Origin of the sequence: Streptococcus sp. HSISS3, from assembly GCF_000448605.1 — a bacterium.
In the GTDB taxonomy this organism is placed as follows: Bacteria; Bacillota; Bacilli; order Lactobacillales; family Streptococcaceae; genus Streptococcus; species Streptococcus raffinosi.
In genome coordinates this window covers 2,112,065-2,130,260 of the sequence record NZ_CM002130.1, presented here as the reverse complement: position 1 = coordinate 2,130,260, position 18,196 = coordinate 2,112,065, and the positions used below count along the sequence as shown (strand labels likewise).

Annotated in this window: 18 protein-coding genes and 1 pseudogene; 17 read left to right on the top strand and 2 right to left on the bottom strand. The window is 40.4% G+C overall.

Annotation, left to right across the window (positions count from 1 at the left end; all coding sequences use genetic code 11):
• The first annotated feature begins 20 nt into the window (after positions 1-20).
• From uvrA to nusB, 13 genes are all read left to right on the top strand, one after another.
• Entirely contained in the window at positions 21-2,846 is a 2,826-nt protein-coding gene (gene uvrA / locus HSISS3_RS09810; RefSeq protein WP_021152574.1) for an excinuclease ABC subunit UvrA, read from the top strand.
• 94 nt (positions 2,847-2,940) lie between these two features.
• Positions 2,941-3,183, top strand: coding sequence for a DUF3923 family protein (locus HSISS3_RS09805; RefSeq protein ID WP_021152573.1), 243 nt, complete (start codon positions 2,941-2,943; stop codon positions 3,181-3,183).
• 241 nt (positions 3,184-3,424) lie between these two features.
• Entirely contained in the window at positions 3,425-3,625 is a 201-nt protein-coding gene (locus HSISS3_RS09800; protein ID WP_021146487.1) for a hypothetical protein, read from the top strand.
• A gap of 205 nt (positions 3,626-3,830) precedes the next feature.
• Positions 3,831-3,965 carry a bacteriocin gene (locus HSISS3_RS11825; RefSeq protein ID WP_021152572.1) on the top strand — a complete coding sequence of 45 codons (135 nt, stop codon included), beginning with the start codon at positions 3,831-3,833 and terminating at the stop codon, positions 3,963-3,965.
• 37 nt (positions 3,966-4,002) lie between these two features.
• The gene (locus tag HSISS3_RS12045; RefSeq protein ID WP_021152571.1) at positions 4,003-4,152 is read left to right on the top strand and encodes a hypothetical protein; all 150 of its coding nucleotides are present in this window, start codon (positions 4,003-4,005) and stop codon (positions 4,150-4,152) included.
• Between the two features lie 12 nt (positions 4,153-4,164).
• Entirely contained in the window at positions 4,165-4,317 is a 153-nt protein-coding gene (locus HSISS3_RS12040) for a hypothetical protein (protein WP_021152570.1), read from the top strand.
• 137 nt (positions 4,318-4,454) lie between these two features.
• The gene (locus HSISS3_RS09790; RefSeq protein WP_021152569.1) at positions 4,455-5,276 is read left to right on the top strand and encodes an ABC transporter ATP-binding protein; all 822 of its coding nucleotides are present in this window, start codon (positions 4,455-4,457) and stop codon (positions 5,274-5,276) included.
• Entirely contained in the window at positions 5,266-5,988 is a 723-nt protein-coding gene (locus HSISS3_RS09785) for a hypothetical protein (protein WP_239499722.1), read from the top strand. The genes HSISS3_RS09790 and HSISS3_RS09785 overlap by 11 nt, the downstream gene beginning before the upstream one ends.
• A 132-nt stretch (positions 5,989-6,120) precedes the next feature.
• Positions 6,121-7,182 carry a M24 family metallopeptidase gene (locus tag HSISS3_RS09780; protein ID WP_021152567.1) on the top strand — a complete coding sequence of 354 codons (1,062 nt, stop codon included), beginning with the start codon at positions 6,121-6,123 and terminating at the stop codon, positions 7,180-7,182.
• 18 nt (positions 7,183-7,200) lie between these two features.
• A complete protein-coding gene (locus HSISS3_RS09775; RefSeq protein ID WP_008535587.1) occupies positions 7,201-7,656 on the top strand; it encodes a deoxycytidylate deaminase in 456 nt (151 codons plus the stop codon).
• 115 nt (positions 7,657-7,771) lie between these two features.
• Positions 7,772-8,332, top strand: a complete 561-nt coding sequence (gene efp / locus HSISS3_RS09770) for an elongation factor P (protein ID WP_002889261.1) — start codon at positions 7,772-7,774, stop codon at positions 8,330-8,332.
• A gap of 70 nt (positions 8,333-8,402) precedes the next feature.
• Positions 8,403-8,792: an Asp23/Gls24 family envelope stress response protein gene (locus tag HSISS3_RS09765; RefSeq protein ID WP_021152566.1), complete on the top strand. Its 390-nt coding sequence runs from the start codon at positions 8,403-8,405 to the stop codon at positions 8,790-8,792.
• A complete protein-coding gene (gene nusB / locus HSISS3_RS09760; RefSeq protein ID WP_002889259.1) occupies positions 8,785-9,219 on the top strand; it encodes a transcription antitermination factor NusB in 435 nt (144 codons plus the stop codon). Before HSISS3_RS09765 ends, nusB begins: the two co-directional genes overlap by 8 nt.
• A gap of 91 nt (positions 9,220-9,310) precedes the next feature.
• On the opposite strand, the gene HSISS3_RS09755 is transcribed toward nusB, so the two are convergent.
• Together HSISS3_RS09755 and HSISS3_RS09750 are read right to left on the bottom strand one after the other, a co-directional pair.
• Positions 9,311-10,276 carry a LacI family DNA-binding transcriptional regulator gene (locus HSISS3_RS09755; RefSeq protein WP_021146484.1) on the bottom strand — a complete coding sequence of 322 codons (966 nt, stop codon included), beginning with the start codon at positions 10,274-10,276 and terminating at the stop codon, positions 9,311-9,313.
• An 8-nt stretch (positions 10,277-10,284) separates the two neighbouring features.
• Positions 10,285-11,726 (bottom strand): annotated as a pseudogene (locus tag HSISS3_RS09750) (sucrose-6-phosphate hydrolase).
• Positions 11,727-11,913: 187 nt separating this feature from the next.
• On the opposite strand from HSISS3_RS09750, the gene HSISS3_RS09745 reads away from it, so the two are divergent.
• From HSISS3_RS09745 to secA, 4 genes are all read left to right on the top strand, one after another.
• Positions 11,914-13,815: a sucrose-specific PTS transporter subunit IIBC gene (locus HSISS3_RS09745; RefSeq protein ID WP_021152565.1), complete on the top strand. Its 1,902-nt coding sequence runs from the start codon at positions 11,914-11,916 to the stop codon at positions 13,813-13,815.
• A 175-nt stretch (positions 13,816-13,990) separates the two neighbouring features.
• Positions 13,991-14,884: a fructokinase ScrK gene (gene scrK / locus HSISS3_RS09740; RefSeq protein WP_021146481.1), complete on the top strand. Its 894-nt coding sequence runs from the start codon at positions 13,991-13,993 to the stop codon at positions 14,882-14,884.
• A gap of 234 nt (positions 14,885-15,118) precedes the next feature.
• Entirely contained in the window at positions 15,119-15,469 is a 351-nt protein-coding gene (locus HSISS3_RS09735) for a hypothetical protein (protein WP_021146480.1), read from the top strand.
• Positions 15,470-15,646: 177 nt separating this feature from the next.
• Complete coding sequence (secA, locus tag HSISS3_RS09730) at positions 15,647-18,196, top strand: preprotein translocase subunit SecA (protein ID WP_008535577.1); 2,550 nt, start codon at positions 15,647-15,649, stop codon at positions 18,194-18,196.

Sequence of the window (18,196 nt, the reverse complement as noted above, 5' to 3'; positions counted from 1 at the left end):
GCTGGGGCCTCTTGAAAAATATGCAAGATAAGTTAGTGATTCATGGAGCAAGAGCTCACAATTTAAAAAATATTGATGTGGAGATTCCTCGTGACAAGCTCGTCGTCGTAACGGGGTTGTCGGGGTCTGGTAAGTCTTCTTTGGCTTTTGATACCATTTATGCAGAGGGTCAACGCCGTTATGTGGAGAGTCTTTCAGCTTATGCCCGTCAGTTTTTGGGAAATATGGAGAAACCTGATGTGGATTCGATTGACGGTCTTAGTCCTGCCATCTCCATTGACCAGAAAACAACGAGTAAGAACCCTCGATCAACTGTAGGGACAGCAACGGAGATTAATGATTATCTTCGTCTTCTTTATGCTCGTGTGGGTGTTCCCTATTGTCCTAATGGACACGGAGCTATTCAGTCATCCTCTGTGGAACAGATTGTAGATGAGGTTTTAGCCCTTCCTGAACGGACACGTATGCAGATTTTGGCGCCGATTGTTCGTCGCCGAAAGGGGCAACACAAGTCTATTTTTGAGCGCGTGCAAAAGGATGGGTATGTTCGTGTTCGTGTGGACGGTGAGATATATGACGTGACGGAAGTCCCTGAATTATCTAAGTCTAAGATGCACAACATCGAGGTGGTTGTAGACCGCTTGGTGAATAAGGATGGTATCCGTAGCCGACTCTTTGATTCAGTAGAAGCAGCCCTTCGTTTAGCAGATGGCTACTTGATTGTGGATACTATGGATGATAATGAGTTGCTTTACTCAGAACATTATTCTTGTCCGGTTTGTGGCTTCACAGTGCCTGAGTTGGAGCCTCGTCTCTTTTCATTCAATGCGCCATTTGGCTCTTGTCCGACCTGTGATGGTTTAGGTAATAAACTAGAAGTTGATATGGATTTGGTTATCCCTGATGCTAGTAAGACCTTACGTGAAGGTGCTCTGGCGCCTTGGAACCCTATTTCGTCCAACTACTATCCAGCCATGCTTGAGCAGGCTATGGAGCAGTTTGGCGTGGATATGGATACGCCATTTGAAAAACTGAAAAAAGAAGAACAAGATTTGGTCCTCTACGGATCTGGGGATCGTGAATTCCATTTCCATTATGTTAATGATTTTGGTGGGGTGCGTGATATTGACATTCCTTTTGAAGGGGTTGTGACTAATATTAATCGTCGCTACCACGAGACCAATAGTGATTTCACTCGCAATGTCATGCGAGGTTATATGAATGAGCTGTCATGTCCAACTTGTCATGGCTATCGTCTCAACGAAGCGGCTCTCTCGGTTCGTGTTGGTGGTGAGAATGGCCTAAATATTGGTCAAATCTCTGATTTGTCTATTTCAGATCATCTTGAGGAAATCGATAGCTTGGAATTGGGTGAAAATGAAGGAATGATTGCCCGTCCAATTATCAAGGAAATCAAGGATCGTTTGACCTTCCTAAATAATGTCGGCCTTAATTACTTGACCCTTTCTCGTATGGCTGGTACCCTCTCAGGTGGTGAGAGCCAACGTATCCGTTTGGCGACACAGATTGGTTCTAACCTTTCTGGAGTCCTATATGTTTTGGATGAGCCTTCTATCGGGCTTCATCAGCGTGATAATGACCGCTTGATTTCAAGTCTTAAGAAAATGCGTGACTTGGGCAATACCTTGATTGTGGTAGAGCACGATGAAGATACCATGCGTGAAGCTGACTGGCTCATTGACGTGGGACCTGGTGCTGGTGCCTTTGGTGGGCAAATCATGGCCTCGGGAACCCCAGAGGAAGTGGCTAAAAACAAAAAATCAATTACTGGTCAATACCTGTCAGGTGCTAAATCAATTCCTGTACCGACGGAACGCCGTGTAGGGAATGGTCGTTTTATCGAAGTTAAGGGTGCCAGTGAAAATAACCTTAAAAATGTGTCGGTCAAATTCCCACTTGGGAAATTAATCTCAGTGACAGGTGTCTCTGGTTCAGGAAAATCGACTTTGGTTAATGGTATTCTCAAGAAAAAAATTGCCCAAGAGCTGAATCGAAATAGTGAGAAACCTGGAAAACACAAATCCGTGACTGGCATCGAGCATATCGAGCGCTTGATTGACATTGACCAAAGTCCAATTGGCCGTACACCTCGTTCTAATCCAGCCACTTATACAGGTGTTTTTGACGATATCCGTGACCTTTTTGCTCAAACCAATGAGGCCAAGATTCGTGGTTACAAGAAGGGGCGTTTCTCTTTCAATGTCAAGGGTGGCCGTTGTGAAGCCTGCTCTGGTGATGGTATTATCAAGATTGAGATGCATTTCTTGCCCGATGTTTATGTGCCTTGTGAGGTTTGTCATGGCACACGCTATAATTCTGAGACTTTAGAGGTTCGTTATAAGGGAAAAAATATTGCTGAAATTCTGGATATGACAGTTGATGATGCGGTTGATTTCTTTGCGGCTATTCCTAAGATTGCTCGTAAGGTGCAGACTATCAAGGACGTGGGACTTGGCTATGTGACCTTGGGACAACCCGCAACAACCCTATCAGGTGGTGAAGCCCAACGTATGAAGCTGGCTAGTGAGTTGCACAAGCGTTCTACTGGGAAGTCTTTCTACATTTTAGATGAACCTACGACTGGTCTTCATACCGATGACATCGCACGTCTTTTGAAGGTGCTTGAGCGTTTTGCGGACGATGGTAACACAGTTCTCGTGATTGAGCATAATCTGGATGTTATCAAGACCGCAGACCATATCATTGATTTAGGTCCTGAAGGTGGTGTTGGTGGCGGTACCATCGTAGCTACAGGTACCCCCGAAGAAGTAGCAGCTGTTCCAGAAAGCTACACAGGACAGTATTTGAAAGAAAAATTGAAATAAAAGAAGAAGGCTCTCTGAGTCTTTTTTGCTTTAGGCTGGTTTAAGTTGAGTTTGCTATTCTCTTGTTAAGAAAAAAACATACAGGAGTCAGACTATGGTAAAAAAGCGTTTTTTCATAGGGTTTAACGGTATTCTTCTAGCTCTATTTTTGGATATTTGTCTTTTAATCAGTATTCGCACAGTGGATCATCATGGTCATTTTCAATCAACTACGGATAAATGGGAAACCTTACTTTATGTTATAGGTATTTATGTTAGTTTCCTCCTTTTTGAGATGATTTTGTTTCTTATTATGAGATACCGTAAAAGTAAACACATTTTAGGACAAGTCTTATAGCGACTGGTCCTTATCATGTCTGATTATGGTGACATTTATGTCACTATTTTTTTGAAACAGGAGGTTCTATAATAGAGGCAAGCCCTGTAAAGCTAACTGCTAAAGGTTAGAAAATTAAGAGAGTAGCCGTATCTTTCGGCTTCAAATCTTATCTAAAAAATTGCTCAAGAACAGCTGTTTTTAGAGTTATTAGGGGTTAGAATGACCAGCTTTGAAAGGACCAGATATGGAGAAGAAAAATATGGATAAACAAAAAGCAAATCTTATTAATGGGTTGACCCTTGTTATTGTGATTGTATGGCTATTTATTGTAATGATGAACGCTACTTTAAGTTTTACAGAAGGCATCGCTTTTATTGACCATAGCCTTGTCTGGGCAACTCTTTCATTGGCTGTCTCTTTGTTTGCACTTAGACTAGCTAGTAAGGACAAAGAAAGATGATTTTCGCTAGTTACCTCTATAAGCTTAGACTGAGCTCATTGGCTCAGTTTTTTTGTGTCTTGCATTATTCTAGTGGGATGGTGACATTTATGTCACTATTTTTTCTTTGGATTCGCTTATATAATGAATTCATAGCTTAAACAAGGTTGTAAAGGCCTTGATGAAAGAGCTAACTTTATGGTTTAAATTAGAAAGGAGTTTTGCAATGTTAGAGGAAAAACAATTATTTAAGGTGTTATCCGATGCCGACTTGGAGCAAATTACCGGTGGTTTTAATCCGGTAAAATATGGCAAGTACGTTATTAATGAATTTGTAAAAGGTTTTCGTCAAGCGTGGTAGGTAGTCGAAGTCAATTAAATAAAGAATAGGAGAAAACATGAAAAATACATTTCAAAAAATTGATATTAAAGATTTAGCAATTGTAGTTGGTGGAAGTATTTACTCATCTGTGGGATATGGAGTCGGAGTAGTTACTCACACGGTTTATGATTTTGGTCGTGGATTTGTAGATGGATTTAGAGGTTAAGGGGAATTTTATATGGATGTAATGACAATGAATAGATTTGATTGTTTGTCTATTGATCAGCTTTCTGAAATTGTTGGAGGAAATGTAGCATATGACATTGGTTATGGAGTTGGACAAGTAAGTTATATTGCAGTTGAGATTTTAAAACTGAGAAAAATAAGATAGCAGGTTATTAAATAACTCTTATTTTCATGAGAGTCAAAAAGAATTAGCGTTATAAGTTTTCATCGTCCAAGTGAACTATTCACTTGGATGTTAAAGATTTATATTAGAAATATATTTAAACAAAGAAAGGTAAATACATGACAGTACTAGAGGTGATAGGGTTAAACTATAGTTTTGGGAAGCAACCTGTCTTGGATGATATCTCGTTAACCTTGGAAAAGGGGGATATTGCTGGGCTGATTGGCAATAATGGTGCAGGAAAGACGACCTTAATGAAATTAATTTCGGGTATCTTAGAGAGGACTAATGGAACTATTGACTTAAAAACCCAAACTGTGGGTGCCTTGATTGAGGCTCCAGCCTTATATCCCAACATGACGGTTGAAGCTAACCTTAAGTTTTATTGCAGACTTTATCATAAAGATTATTCATTGATTGATTGCTATAAAGAAGATTTGGAGGTAGCAACCTATCTCAAGCGTAAGGCTTCAAAGTTGTCCTTGGGGATGAAGCAACGTGTAGGTTTGTTTATCACTTTAATTGCATCAGACGAATTTATCCTTCTTGATGAACCTACTAACGGTCTGGACCCTAATGGTATCAATAGTCTTCTGGCCTTGATTGAAAGGTTAGCTAAAAATCATGGTCTAACTTTTATCATTTCTAGCCACATCCTATCCAATCTAGAACAGGTTTGTACAAAAAACTATTTGTTGAAGAATCACAAATTGACTTGTTTGGACGATGATGCAAATGCCAAATATAAAATTTACACTGAGGATTTAAGTTTGAAGTCATTAATATCTCTGTTCAAATTAAATGGTATACCTTTTGAACGACAAAAGCATGACATCTTAGTCAAAGGATTAGCAGCTGTTAAGCAGGTTATGGATCGGGAGGGAATTCCTTTTACTTATGAAAAAGAAGGATTAAGTGAGGTGCTATTCAATGAAAAGTAAATTGAGAACGGTATTTTTAAAGCAGGAATGTGTGACAAGGAGTGTCTTTATTTGTCTTGGATTGGTAGCCTTGATTGGTGCAATTGTAGTCTTATGTGATGGCTATAAGGGAGATTACCTTGGGCCATCAGCGATTATAGCCAGTTATTCCTTTATCGTGGATATCGTCTTTGCTTATCTAGCAGTATCTAGTCTTGGACGAGAATTTCAGAATCGAACAATTAATATGATTCGTGTGTCTTCCTTATCTGGACGCGAGGTTATTCTTCGAAAACTCTTAAGTTTCCTTGTGTTGTCTATAGTTGCTGCTACTATTTTGGTTTTGGAGTTGGCCTTCTACAAATATTCTGTGCAACATGTAGATTTTCCTTTGTGGGATTATATTAGAAACATCTATATTGATTTCCTACTCTATGGAGCCTTTATTTATATGATTTCCTCTTTGCTTGTTTTGTTTGTGAAGAATACCTTAACTGCCTTTGTAACGGCTTATTTTGGAGTAACAGGAATGACTTTCTTCACGCTCTATTTGGCTAGTTTAGGGGATACCATGACTAAGCTGATGACTTATGTGCCATTTAGTTTTATGCGAGCAGTCTTTACTAGTGGTCAAGAGTTCTTTAATCTTCGCGAAGCCCTTGTTTTGTTTGTTTGGACTTTGGTTTTGCTCCTTTTTATGCCAACTATCTACGAAAAGCGAGCCTTTGTGTAATGCTAATAAAGTCAGAGTTTGATCTGGCTTTTTCTTTATGACCTCAAAAAAACAAGCTAAAATGTCAATTTAATCCTTTAAAATCTGAAAATTTGGTATAATTAACCTAAAATACCAAAGGAGTAATTCATAATGCAACGTAGACTTGAACGATTTGATGCTAAACTTGCCCAATCAGGGCTTGATGCCTTGCTTGTGACAGGACAAAATAATATTTACTATTTGACGAATTTCTGGGGAACAAATGCGACTGTTTTCATTACGAAAAATCGTCGTCTCTTTTTAACAGATTCACGTTATACGCTTATTGCTAAACAATCTGTGCATGGTTTTGATATTATTGAAAGTAAAGACCCCCTTAAAGATATTGTTAAACTGATTGAAGCTGACAAACTTGAAACAATCGGTTTTGATAATCAGGTGTCATTCGCTTATTATCAAGGGCTCCAAGCTATTTTTGAAGGTTACACTTTGTCACCACAAAATAACTTTATGGAAGAGTTACGTATGATTAAGGATGATAAAGAATTGGCGACTATACGTAAGGCTTGTTCTATTTCAGACCGTGCTTTCACAGATGTTCTTGATTTTATTAAGCCGGGTCAAACGACTGAACTCCAAGTGGCTAACTTCCTTGATTTTCGTATGCGTGAGTATGGGGCTTCTGGAACTTCCTTTGAGTCTATCATTGCTTCAGGCTATCGTTCAGCCATGCCTCACGGTGTAGCTTCAGAAAAGGTTATTCAGTCAGGTGAGACCTTGACGATGGACTTTGGTTGTTACTACAATCACTATGTTAGTGACATGACTCGTACCATCCATATTGGGGACACGACTGATGAGGAGCGTGAGATTTACGATATTGTTTTACGTTCTAATCAGGCTTTGATTGATGCTGCTAAGGCTGGTATGACACGTCGTGACTATGATAAGGTTGCGCGTGACGTTATTGTTGAAGCGGGCTATGGTGCCCACTTTACACATGGTATCGGACACGGTATTGGCCTTGACATTCACGAAATTCCTTACTTTGGAAATTCTGATGAGACCATTAAGGCTGGTATGGTCTTGACGGATGAACCAGGTGTCTATTTGGCTGATAAATATGGTGTTCGTATTGAAGATGACATTATTATCACTGAGAATGGTTGTGAGTTGATTACACTTGCACCTAAGGAATTGATTGTGCTCTAAGATTTGGAGGAAAGATTTATGCCAAACCGTCTTTCTTGGCAAGACTATTTTATGGCTAATGCTGAGCTAATTTCTAAACGTTCTACCTGTGATCGTGCTTATGTTGGGGCTGTTTTGGTCAAGGATAATCGTATTATTGCTACTGGTTATAACGGTGGGGTTTCTGAGACTGATAACTGTAACGAAGTAGGTCACTATATGGAAGATGGCCACTGTATCAGAACGGTTCACGCAGAGATGAATGCCCTCATTCAGTGCGCTAAAGAAGGTATTTCAACTAAAAATACAGAGATTTATGTGACGCATTTTCCTTGTATAAACTGTACTAAAGCTCTCTTGCAGGCTGGTATCGTTAAGATTACTTATAAGGCCAACTATCGTCCTCATGGCTTTGCTATGGAACTGATGCAGCAAAAGGGTGTTTCTTATGTCCAACATGATGTTCCAGAGGTTCGTTTGGGAATGGATGACTAGTTCTTTTCTTTGTAAAGAGCTTAGGGCTAGGGCCTGATTCTATAAAACATTTGAGCCCTACTGTCATTTATGGTAGAATAAACTGATAATAATTTTTACAAAGAGGTATTTAATAATGATTGAAGCAAGTAAACTCCGTGCGGGTATGACTTTCGTAACTAATGATGGCAAATTGATCAAAGTTCTTGAAGCTAGCCACCACAAACCTGGTAAAGGTAATACTATCATGCGTATGAAATTGCGTGATGTGCGTTCTGGGTCAACATTTGACACTAGCTACCGTCCAGAAGAAAAATTTGAACAAGCAATCATCGAAACAGTACCAGCACAATACTTGTACCAAATGGATGATACTGCATACTTCATGAATACTGAAACATATGACCAATATGAAATTCCAGTAGCTAACGTTCAAGAAGAATTGAAATACGTCCTTGAAAACTCAGACGTCAAAATTCAATTCTACGGAACAGAAGTTATCGGTGTTCAAGTACCAACAACTGTTGAATTGACTGTTACTGAAACACAACCTTCAATCAAAGGTGCGACAGTTACAGGTTCAGGTAAACCTGCAACACTTGAAACTGGTCTTGTGGTTAACGTTCCAGACTTTATCGAAGCTGGTCAAAAATTGGTTATCAACACAGCTGAAGGTACTTACGTATCACGTGCCTAAGCCTAACTAAGTCTTTCAAATCACTGGTTTGAAGGCCTTATTTTCCAAACTAACGGAAAGGAAACATGGGATGACTACAGAAAATATCGGTGAAATCGTTATTGCCCCTCGTGTGCTTGAAGTGATTACAGGTATCGCTGCAACTAAAGTGGAAGGTGTTTACGCCCTTCAAAACAAAAATGTCACTGACAGTCTTAGCAAAACAAGCTTGGGCCGTGGTGTTTACCTCCAAACGGAGGAAGATGGTACAGTAAACGCTGATATCTACGTTTCTCTTCAGTATGGCGTTAATGTTCCTGCGGTTTCGATTGAGATTCAAAAAGCAGTCAAAGCCGCTGTCTATGATATGGCCGAAGTGGCAATTTCAGATGTTAACGTCCACGTTGAGTCTATTGTCACTGAGAAATTACAAAAACCAGACTTGGCTGAATTGTTTAACGAGGATTTTTTGAATGACTAATATCTTTAAAGATTCACGTCGTGACCTTCGTGAGCGTGCTTTTCAAACGCTCTTTGCTCTGGAATTTGGTGGTGAAGTCCTAGAACAAGCGCATTTTGCTTATACCTTTGACAAACCAATTGGGGAAGAAACTGAAGTTGATGTACCAGCTTTTCTTCTTAACTTGGTTACTGGTGTTCGAGGAGATTTGGCTCAACTTGACAGTCAGATTGAAGCAAAATTGAAAGAAGGTTGGAGTCTCTCACGTCTGATTGTGACTGACCGTACCCTTCTTCGTTTGGGACTCTATGAAATCACGTCTTTTGAAGAAACACCAGGACGTGTGGCTATTAATGAAATTATTGAAATTGCTAAAAAATACTCTGATGAAACATCTGCTAAGTTCATTAACGGTGTGCTTAGCCAGTTTGTGACAGATGAAGCCTAAGACAAGGAAGTTGAAGCACTGTTTCAACTTCTTTTTTCTACAAATTAGACAAGAAAAAAATCGCAAGTGGAGATTTCTTGCGATTTTTTCTTTATATACTACCACCAGAAATGAGGTTTACTGGTAGTACATAATCACGATTAACGGGTTCGCCTTTAATTTTCTTTAGGAGAATTTCCACACACAACTTGGCGATTTCTTCCAAGGGTTGCTGGATAGTGGCCAGTTCGGAGTGGAAGTGACGGATAAAGGCAGTACCGTCATAACCAATGATTTTTAAATCATCTGGAATAGAAAGTCCTAGATGCTTCGCCACCTTCATAACTAGGATAGCTGTTAAATCATCAGAAACAAAGATGCCATCTGGTTTTTCACGAGAAATAATCGATTTGATTTCCATCTCACGACGCATGAGCGACAAATCATTTGGAACAGGACAGATAATACCTTGTTTGTCCAATTTATAATTAAAACCAAGCTGTCGAAGTCCCGTTGGAGAGTCAGAATTATCATAGCCTGTAATCATGACAATACGCTGACAGCCAGCCTTTAGCAGAGCTCTTGCGGCTAATTTTCCCCCTTCAAAGTTATCGGATGAGATAATGGGGATCTTTGGAGCCAGATTACGGTCGAAGGCGACAATAGGAGCTTCAACCTTCTCATAATCTTCGATACCAAGATTGTGACTGGACGAGATGATGCCATCACATTGGTTGGCGGCAAGCATCTCCAAATAGTCTTTTTCCTTGTTAGGATCATGCTCACTGTTACAGATGATTGTTTTGTAACCTTGTTTAAAGAGTTCGTCCTCAAGGCGTTCGATAAGCTCAGCATAAAATATATTGGAAATATTTGGGAAAATCAAACCAACAAGTTTGGCCGACTTTCCTTGAAGACCTCGAGCTAAATTATTAGGTTTATAGTTGAGTTCTTGCATAGCAGCGTGAACCTTGTCAATGGTCTTTTGTGAGAGGTAGCCCTTTTTGTTTATGACGCGGGAAACTGTGGTTGGGCTTACACCAGCAAGTTCGGCAACGTCAGTAAGCTTTGCGACCATAAATCACCTTAGTATTTTAAATCGAAGTAGTGACCAGAAACCTTTCCTGATACCACTTTGATACCAGTTTGTTCTGCACTTGGGAAGACACGGCTGGTGAAGACCTTTTCACCTTTGTTAAAGAAGATTTCAATGATTGAATTATCTACAAAGATGTTTGCTGTTGCAGCTTGACCGGCCTCAAGAGTACATTCACGGCTTGTGCCAAAGTCTGTAGCATACTGTTCACCAGCTTTAGAACGGTCAAGAATAACTTTTCCGTTTTCAGTATCAACGATAAGTGACAAGCCATTTCCTTCTTGGTCTGCGAAAAGAACAAGCTCGGTTTGACTATTAGCTTGGAAGTTAAGTTCAAGCTCGTAAGTATTAGTTGTAGCTGTTTTTTCAGCGAAATCTTCTTGGTTAGCACGTAAGCTTGTAATAGCTTCTACTGGGTATTGGTAAAGTTTGCCATCTTTAATAGACAACTCTTTAACCAAGCTCATAGCACCTTGGTAGTCGTATTTGTCAGTTGGATAGTCCACGTCTGGGAGACCAATCCAGCTAACAATAAGGGCACGACCATCAGGAGTGTTAAATCCTTGAGTAGCATAAGCTTCGAACCCGTAGTCCAAGTTAATAATTGACGTACCATCAACAAGGGCAGGTTTCTCAGGGTCGAAATCTTGGAAAATCTTATAAGTATTAGGGTAAATATTGCCATAGTCAAGTTCTTCTTTATCAAGACCTTGTGGGCTATAAAGAAGAACAGGTTTGCCATCTACAAAGACAAGGTTAGGACACTCAATCATGTACTCTGACCCAGTGCCACCAAAGTCAAGATTACCAACCTCAACCCAGTTTTCGACATCATTGTCTACTGCCTTGTAAAGTTTGATATAACCTTGTTTATCGTGGTTTTGAGCACCTACGATAGCGTAGAATTGTCCCTTGTAATCGAAGATTTGAGGGTCACGGAAGTGCCCAGTAGCGTCAGCAGGTTGTTTGATAAGAACCTTGTCGAATTTTTCGATTTTGCCGTCTTTATCCATCCAAGCGCCGATTTGACGTGGGTCACGAATCCAGTTTTCATCACGAACGTTCCCAGTATAGAAGATAAAGAGTTTATCACCGATTTGATAAGCAGAACCTGAGTAGGCACCGTGGCTATCATTTTCATGGTCTGGCAAGAGTTTGACACCAGTTTCTGTAAAGTGAACCAAATCTTCAGTTTCAGTATGCACCCATTGTTTCAAACCATGAGCAGCTCCAAATGGCCAACTTTGGTAGAAAAGTTGGAACTTACCATTAAAGTAAGAAAAACCGTTTGGATCATTAAGAAGCCCTGTTTCTGGTTCGATATGGTAACTTGCACGCCAAGGTGATTTAGCGACATTTTCTCTAATCTTTGTTTTTCTTCGTCTGTCCAATCTGCGTATGGACGGTAACGAACTTCTGTTGGTAGATTCATATTTAGTAATCTCCTAATCTATTTGTTAATAATATAGTAAACGTTTTACCTATAAAAATCAACGATTTATAACAAAAAATAAAAAATATGCTAAACGGTTGACATATGGCAGAAAGATGCTAAAATAGTTATCGTAAAGAAAAGCTAAACGCTTTCATACCAAATTTTATTAAGGAGAATTTTGCAAATGGATAACAAACAAATTGCAAAAGAAGTCATCGATGCCCTCGGTGGACGTGAAAACGTCAACAGTGTTGCTCACTGTGCGACTCGTCTACGTGTGATGGTCAAAGATGAAAACAAAATCAATAAAGAAAAGGCTGAGAACATTGAAAAAGTTCAAGGTGCTTTCTTTAACTCAGGTCAATACCAAATGATTTTTGGTACAGGTACTGTTAACAAGATTTACGACGAAGTCGTTGCTCAAGGTCTTCCAACAGCATCTAAAGACGAACAAAAAGCAGAAGCTGCTAAACAAGGGAACTGGTTCCAACGTGCTATCCGTTCATTCGGTGACGTTTTCGTTCCATTGCTTCCAGCAATCGTAGCGACTGGTCTTTTCATGGGTATCCGTGGAGCAATCAATAACGATACAGTTCTTGGTTTGTTCGGTACAACATCAAAAGCTTTTGCTGCTACTGATTTCTATACTTACACAGTTGTATTGACAGATACAGCCTTCGCCTTCTTCCCAGCCTTGATTTGTTGGTCAGCCTTTAACGTATTTGGTGGTTCACCACTTCTTGGTTTGGTTCTTGGTTTGATGATGGTTAACAACGCCCTTCCTAACGCTTGGGATGTTGCATCAGGTGCTGCTAAACCAATTTACTTCTTTGATTTTATTCCAGTAGTAGGTTACCAAAACTCAGTGCTTCCAGCCTTCTTCGTAGGTTTGCTTGGTGCTAAGTTCGAGCAATGGGTTCGTAAATGGGTTCCAGACGTTCTTGACCTTCTCTTGCGTCCACTTATCGTCTTCGCAGTAATGTCAGCTTTGGCCCTCTTTATCATTGGTCCTGTCTTCCATACTGTTGAAAGCTATGTTCTTGCTGGTACAGAGTGGATTCTTAACTTGCCATTTGGTCTTGCAGGTCTTGTTCTTGGTGGAGTTCACCAAGTTATCGTCGTTACAGGGGTTCACCACGTCTTTAACTTGCTTGAAGCTAACCTCATTGCTAATACTGGTAAAGACCCACTTAACGCTATCATCACAGCTGCTATGACTGCCCAAGCTGGTGCGACACTTGCAGTGGGTGTTAAAACTAAAGATGCTAAATTGAAAGCACTTGCTTTCCCTGCAACTCTTTCAGCGGTACTTGGTATCACTGAACCAGCTATCTTCGGGGTTAACCTTCGTTTCGGTAAACCATTTATCATGGGTCTTATCGCTGGTGCTGCTGGTGGTTGGTTGGCCTCAATCCTTAACCTCGCTGGTACAGGATTTGGTGTAACAATCGTTCCTGGTACTCTTCTTTACCTTAACGGTCAAGTGCTTAAGTATGTGATCATGGTACTTGTAACACTTGCTCTTGGTTTTGCTCTTACTTGGATCTTCGGTTACAAAGAGGAAGAAGTTGAAGCTCAAAAAGAAGTTGTTGCTGAAGATATTGCATCTGCAGAATCAGCTCCAGTTGCATTGCAAGCCGAAACAATCGCTGCACCACTTAAAGGTGAAGTTGTAGCTTTGGAAAATGTTAATGACCCAGTCTTCTCATCAGGAGCTATGGGTAAAGGTGCCGCTATTAAACCTTCAGGAAACCAAGTAGTCGCACCATTTGATGGTGAAGTGCAAATCGCCTTCCCAACAGGTCACGCTTACGGTCTTAAATCTGATAAAGGTGCTGAAGTGCTTATCCACATCGGTATCGACACTGTCTCACTTGACGGTAAAGGATTTGATGCTAAAGTTCAAGCAAATCAACGTGTTAAAAAAGGTGATGTCTTGGCTACCTTCGATAGCTCAGTTATCACAGGTGCAGGACTTGACGATACAACTATGGTAATCGTTACAAATACTGCAGACTTCGAAGATGTTTCATCAGTAGCAACTGGATCAGTTGCTGAAGGTGCAGACTTCATCGCAGTTAAATAATAATCTAGAAAAGTCGAAGCTATTTCGGCTTTTTTAGTTAAATATCAGATAAAGAAAAGAGATAAGTTCGGGTGTCTAAGACTGGTGAATCGAACGGAATATAGATTGTCTTTTGCGCCACTTTTCTTTATATTAGGATAGTAATTTATAGATCACAAAAGGAGATAGCTTGCATATGGCTAAACTTTACGGAAGCTTGGAAGCTGGTGGTACAAAATTCGTTTGTGCTGTTGGTGATGAAAATTTCCAAGTCGTTGAAAAGACCCAATTCCCAACCACTACACCATACGAAACAATCGATCGTACCGTTGCCTTCTTCAAACGTTATGAAGACCAATTAGCTGGAATCGCCATTGGTTCATTCGGTCCCATTGATGTTGATCCTAACTCAGAAACATACGGTTATGTTACCTCAACGCCAAAACCACACTGGTCAAACGTTGACCTTCTTGGTTTGATTGCAAAAGAGTTTAATATTCCTTTCTATTTTACGACGGATGTTAACTCATCTGCCTATGGTGAGACACTTGTTCGTAAAGGTGTTAAGAGTCTTGTTTATTACACTATCGGAACTGGTATCGGTGCTGGTGCCATTCAAAATGGTGAATTCATTGGTGGTGTAGGTCACACGGAAGCAGGTCACGTTTATGTGCCTCTTCACCCTAATGATGTTACTAATGAATTTAACGGAACTTGTCCTTTCCACCGTGGTTGTTTGGAAGGATTGGCTGCTGGTCCATCGCTTGAAGCTCGTACAGGTATTCGTGGAGAATTGATTGAGCAAAATTCTGAAGTGTGGGATATTCAAGCTTACTATATTGCTCAAGCTGCTGTTCAGGCAACTGTTCTCTACCGTCCTGAAGTTATCGTCTTTGGTGGTGGGGTAATGGGTCAAGAGCATATGCTTCGTCGTGTTCGTGAAAAATTCACAGTTCTTTTGAATGGATACCTCCCAGTACCAGATGTGACTGAGTATATTGTTACCCCTGCTGTTTCAGGTAATGGCTCTGCGACACTTGGTAACTTTGCCCTTGCCAAAGATGTGGTTGATAAACAAGCAAACAAGTAAGAATTGTCGAATCGCTTTAAGAGATAATCTTAAGGCGTTTTGTGCTATTCAGGAAGAGTTATAAGGTCGGTGGTTTGACACTTGCCCGGGTTTAGAAAATCTAGGTAGGGTCGTCTGAAGACGGCCGTGGTATATGATATTTTAAGTGATTATATCGGTTAATAATGATGTTGCAGTTTGGAGAATTGATGGTCAAATGGAGGGTGCTGTCAATCCATCTAAAGAGGCTTAAATATGAGTAGAGAACAAGTTTTAGCAGACCTTTTTAAAGGCATCGAAGTTGGAGAGACCTATTATTTTGAAGGAGCTTATTACCGTTTGAAAGATTATGGCGACCACATTTATGGCTTGCAACGAGCGGTTCCAGGCATGTGTGGTGAAAAGACGGCCTCTCCCAGCCTTAAATTTCACTGGGAAAATGGGGCTTTGGACTATCAATTTTATGTGGATTTTGAAGCTAGTCCAATGCTTATGACGGCTTATAGCAGTTCTGACCGAGCTTTCTTTGATCGAGCCTTTGATAAGCTCTTGCAGGATTTTCAGAAAATCCAAGAGAAGCAAGAACTATCTGAGGAAAAATTCTAAAGTGATATTGTCGTTATTTTCAGTGAATCTAATAAAAAAGTTTTAGTTTATTTGTCAATCCGTTGTGAAAGGCTTTAAACTAGGGCTTTTTTCTTTTGTCAATCCTTGTGTGATTTCTTGTTTAAAGGGTGTTTTTGTGGTAAAATATGGAGATAAAGACTGTCGAAAGGAAATAAGATGGCAAATATATTACGCAAAATCATTGAAAATGATAAAGGCGAAATTAAGAAACTAGAAAAAACTGCCAAGAAAGTTGAGGGCTATGCAGATGCAATGGCAGCCCTTTCAGATGAAGAACTTAAGGCAAAAACAGATGAATTTAAAAAACGATATCAAAACGGAGAAAGCCTAGACCAACTCTTGCCAGAGGCATTTGCGGTTGTTCGTGAAGGGGCAAAACGTGTCCTTGGACTTTTCCCATACCGTGTGCAAATCATGGGTGGTATTGTTCTTCACCATGGTGACGTACCAGAAATGCGTACAGGGGAAGGGAAAACCTTGACGGCGACAATGCCTGTTTACCTTAACGCTATTTCAGGTGAAGGTGTACACGTTATTACCGTTAACGAATACCTTTCAGAGCGTGACGCAACTGAAATGGGTGAGCTTTATAGTTGGCTTGGCTTGTCAGTAGGGATTAACCTTTCTGCCAAATCACCAGCTGAAAAGCGTGAAGCCTATAACTGTGATATCACTTACTCAACCAACTCAGAGGTCGGTTTCGACTACCTCCGTGATAACATGGTTGTTCGTAAGGAAAACATGGTACAACGTCCTTTGAACTATGCCTTGGTCGATGAGGTTGACTCAGTTCTTATTGATGAAGCTCGTACACCATTGATTGTATCAGGTCCTGTAAGTTCAGAGACTAACCAGTTGTATCATCGTTCAGATGCTTTTGTTAAGACATTGACTGAAGATGATTATGCTATTGATGTTCCAACCAAAACCATTGGTTTGAATGACTCTGGTATTGATAAGGCCGAAGAATTCTTCAACTTGGACAACTTGTACGATATTGACCATGTAGCCTTGACTCACTATATTGATAATGCTCTTCGTGCCAACTATATCATGTTGCATGATATTGACTATGTGGTAAGTCCGGAGCAAGAAATCCTTATCGTTGACCAATTTACTGGTCGTACCATGGAAGGTCGTCGTTTCTCTGATGGACTTCACCAAGCTATTGAAGCTAAAGAAGGCGTACCAGTTCAAGAGGAAACCAAGACATCTGCCTCAATCACTTACCAAAATATGTTCCGTATGTACAAGAAATTGTCAGGTATGACTGGTACAGGTAAGACTGAGGAAGATGAGTTCCGTGAAATCTATAACATGCGAATCATTCCGATTCCAACCAACCGTCCAATTCAACGTATTGACCATGATGACCTTCTTTACCCAACCTTGGATGCCAAATTCCGTGCGGTAGTGCAAGATGTCAAACGTCGTTATGAAAAGGGTCAACCAGTTCTTGTTGGTACCGTTGCCGTTGAAACATCTGACTTGATTTCTAAAATGTTGGTTGAAGCAGGTATTCCTCACGAGGTGCTTAATGCCAAGAACCACGAAAAAGAAGCCCATATCATCATGAATGCGGGTCAACGTGGTGCCGTTACGATTGCGACCAACATGGCCGGTCGTGGTACCGATATCAAACTTGGTGAAGGTGTTCTGGATCTTGGTGGACTTTGTGTCATTGGTACAGAGCGTCACGAAAGCCGCCGTATTGATAACCAGTTGCGTGGTCGTGCGGGACGTCAAGGGGACCCAGGTGAATCTCAATTCTACCTCTCACTTGAAGATGAATTGATGCGTCGTTTTGGTTCTGATCGTGTCAAGCATGTCTTGGAACGCTTTAATGCTGATGATGAAGATATTGTCATCAAATCACGTATGTTGACTCGTCAAGTGGAATCAGCTCAAAAACGTGTTGAAGGGAATAACTACGATACACGTAAACAAGTCCTTCAATACGATGACGTTATGCGTGAACAACGTGAAATCATTTACGCTGAGCGTTATGATGTTATCACAGCAGAGCGTGATCTTGAACCTGAAATTAAGGCTATGATTAAGCGTACAATTAATCGTACGGTTGAAGGTCACAGTCGCAATGATCAAGATGAAGCTCTTAGGGCAATCTTGACGTTTGCCCGTCAGGCCTTGGTTCCTGAAAATGCCATCTCACTTAAAGACTTGAAAGAAGTGGGTGAAGTCACTAAACGTAGTGTTAATTATGAAGCTATTAAAGTTTACTTGAATGAATTAGCAGATGATGTTTATGATCGCCAAATCAAGAAATTACGTTCAGAGGAAGCTATCCGTGAGTTCCAAAAAGTTTTGATTTTGATGGTTGTTGATAACAAGTGGACAGATCACATTGATGCCCTTGACCAATTACGTAACGCTGTTGGTTTGCGTGGTTATGCGCAAAACAATCCAATTGTTGAGTATCAATCTGAAGGGTTCAAGATGTTCCAAGACATGGTTGGAGCGATTGAATATGATGTGACACGTACCATGATGAAAGCACAAATCCACGAACAATCTCGTGAAAATGTGAATGAACGTGTTTCAACAACAGCAACAGGTAATATCCAAGCACAACAGACAGATGCGAATGGTCAGGATATTGACTTTAGTAAAGTTGGTCGTAATGATTTCTGTCCATGTGGCTCAGGTAAGAAATTTAAAAATTGTCACGGTCGTAAGCAATTTTAG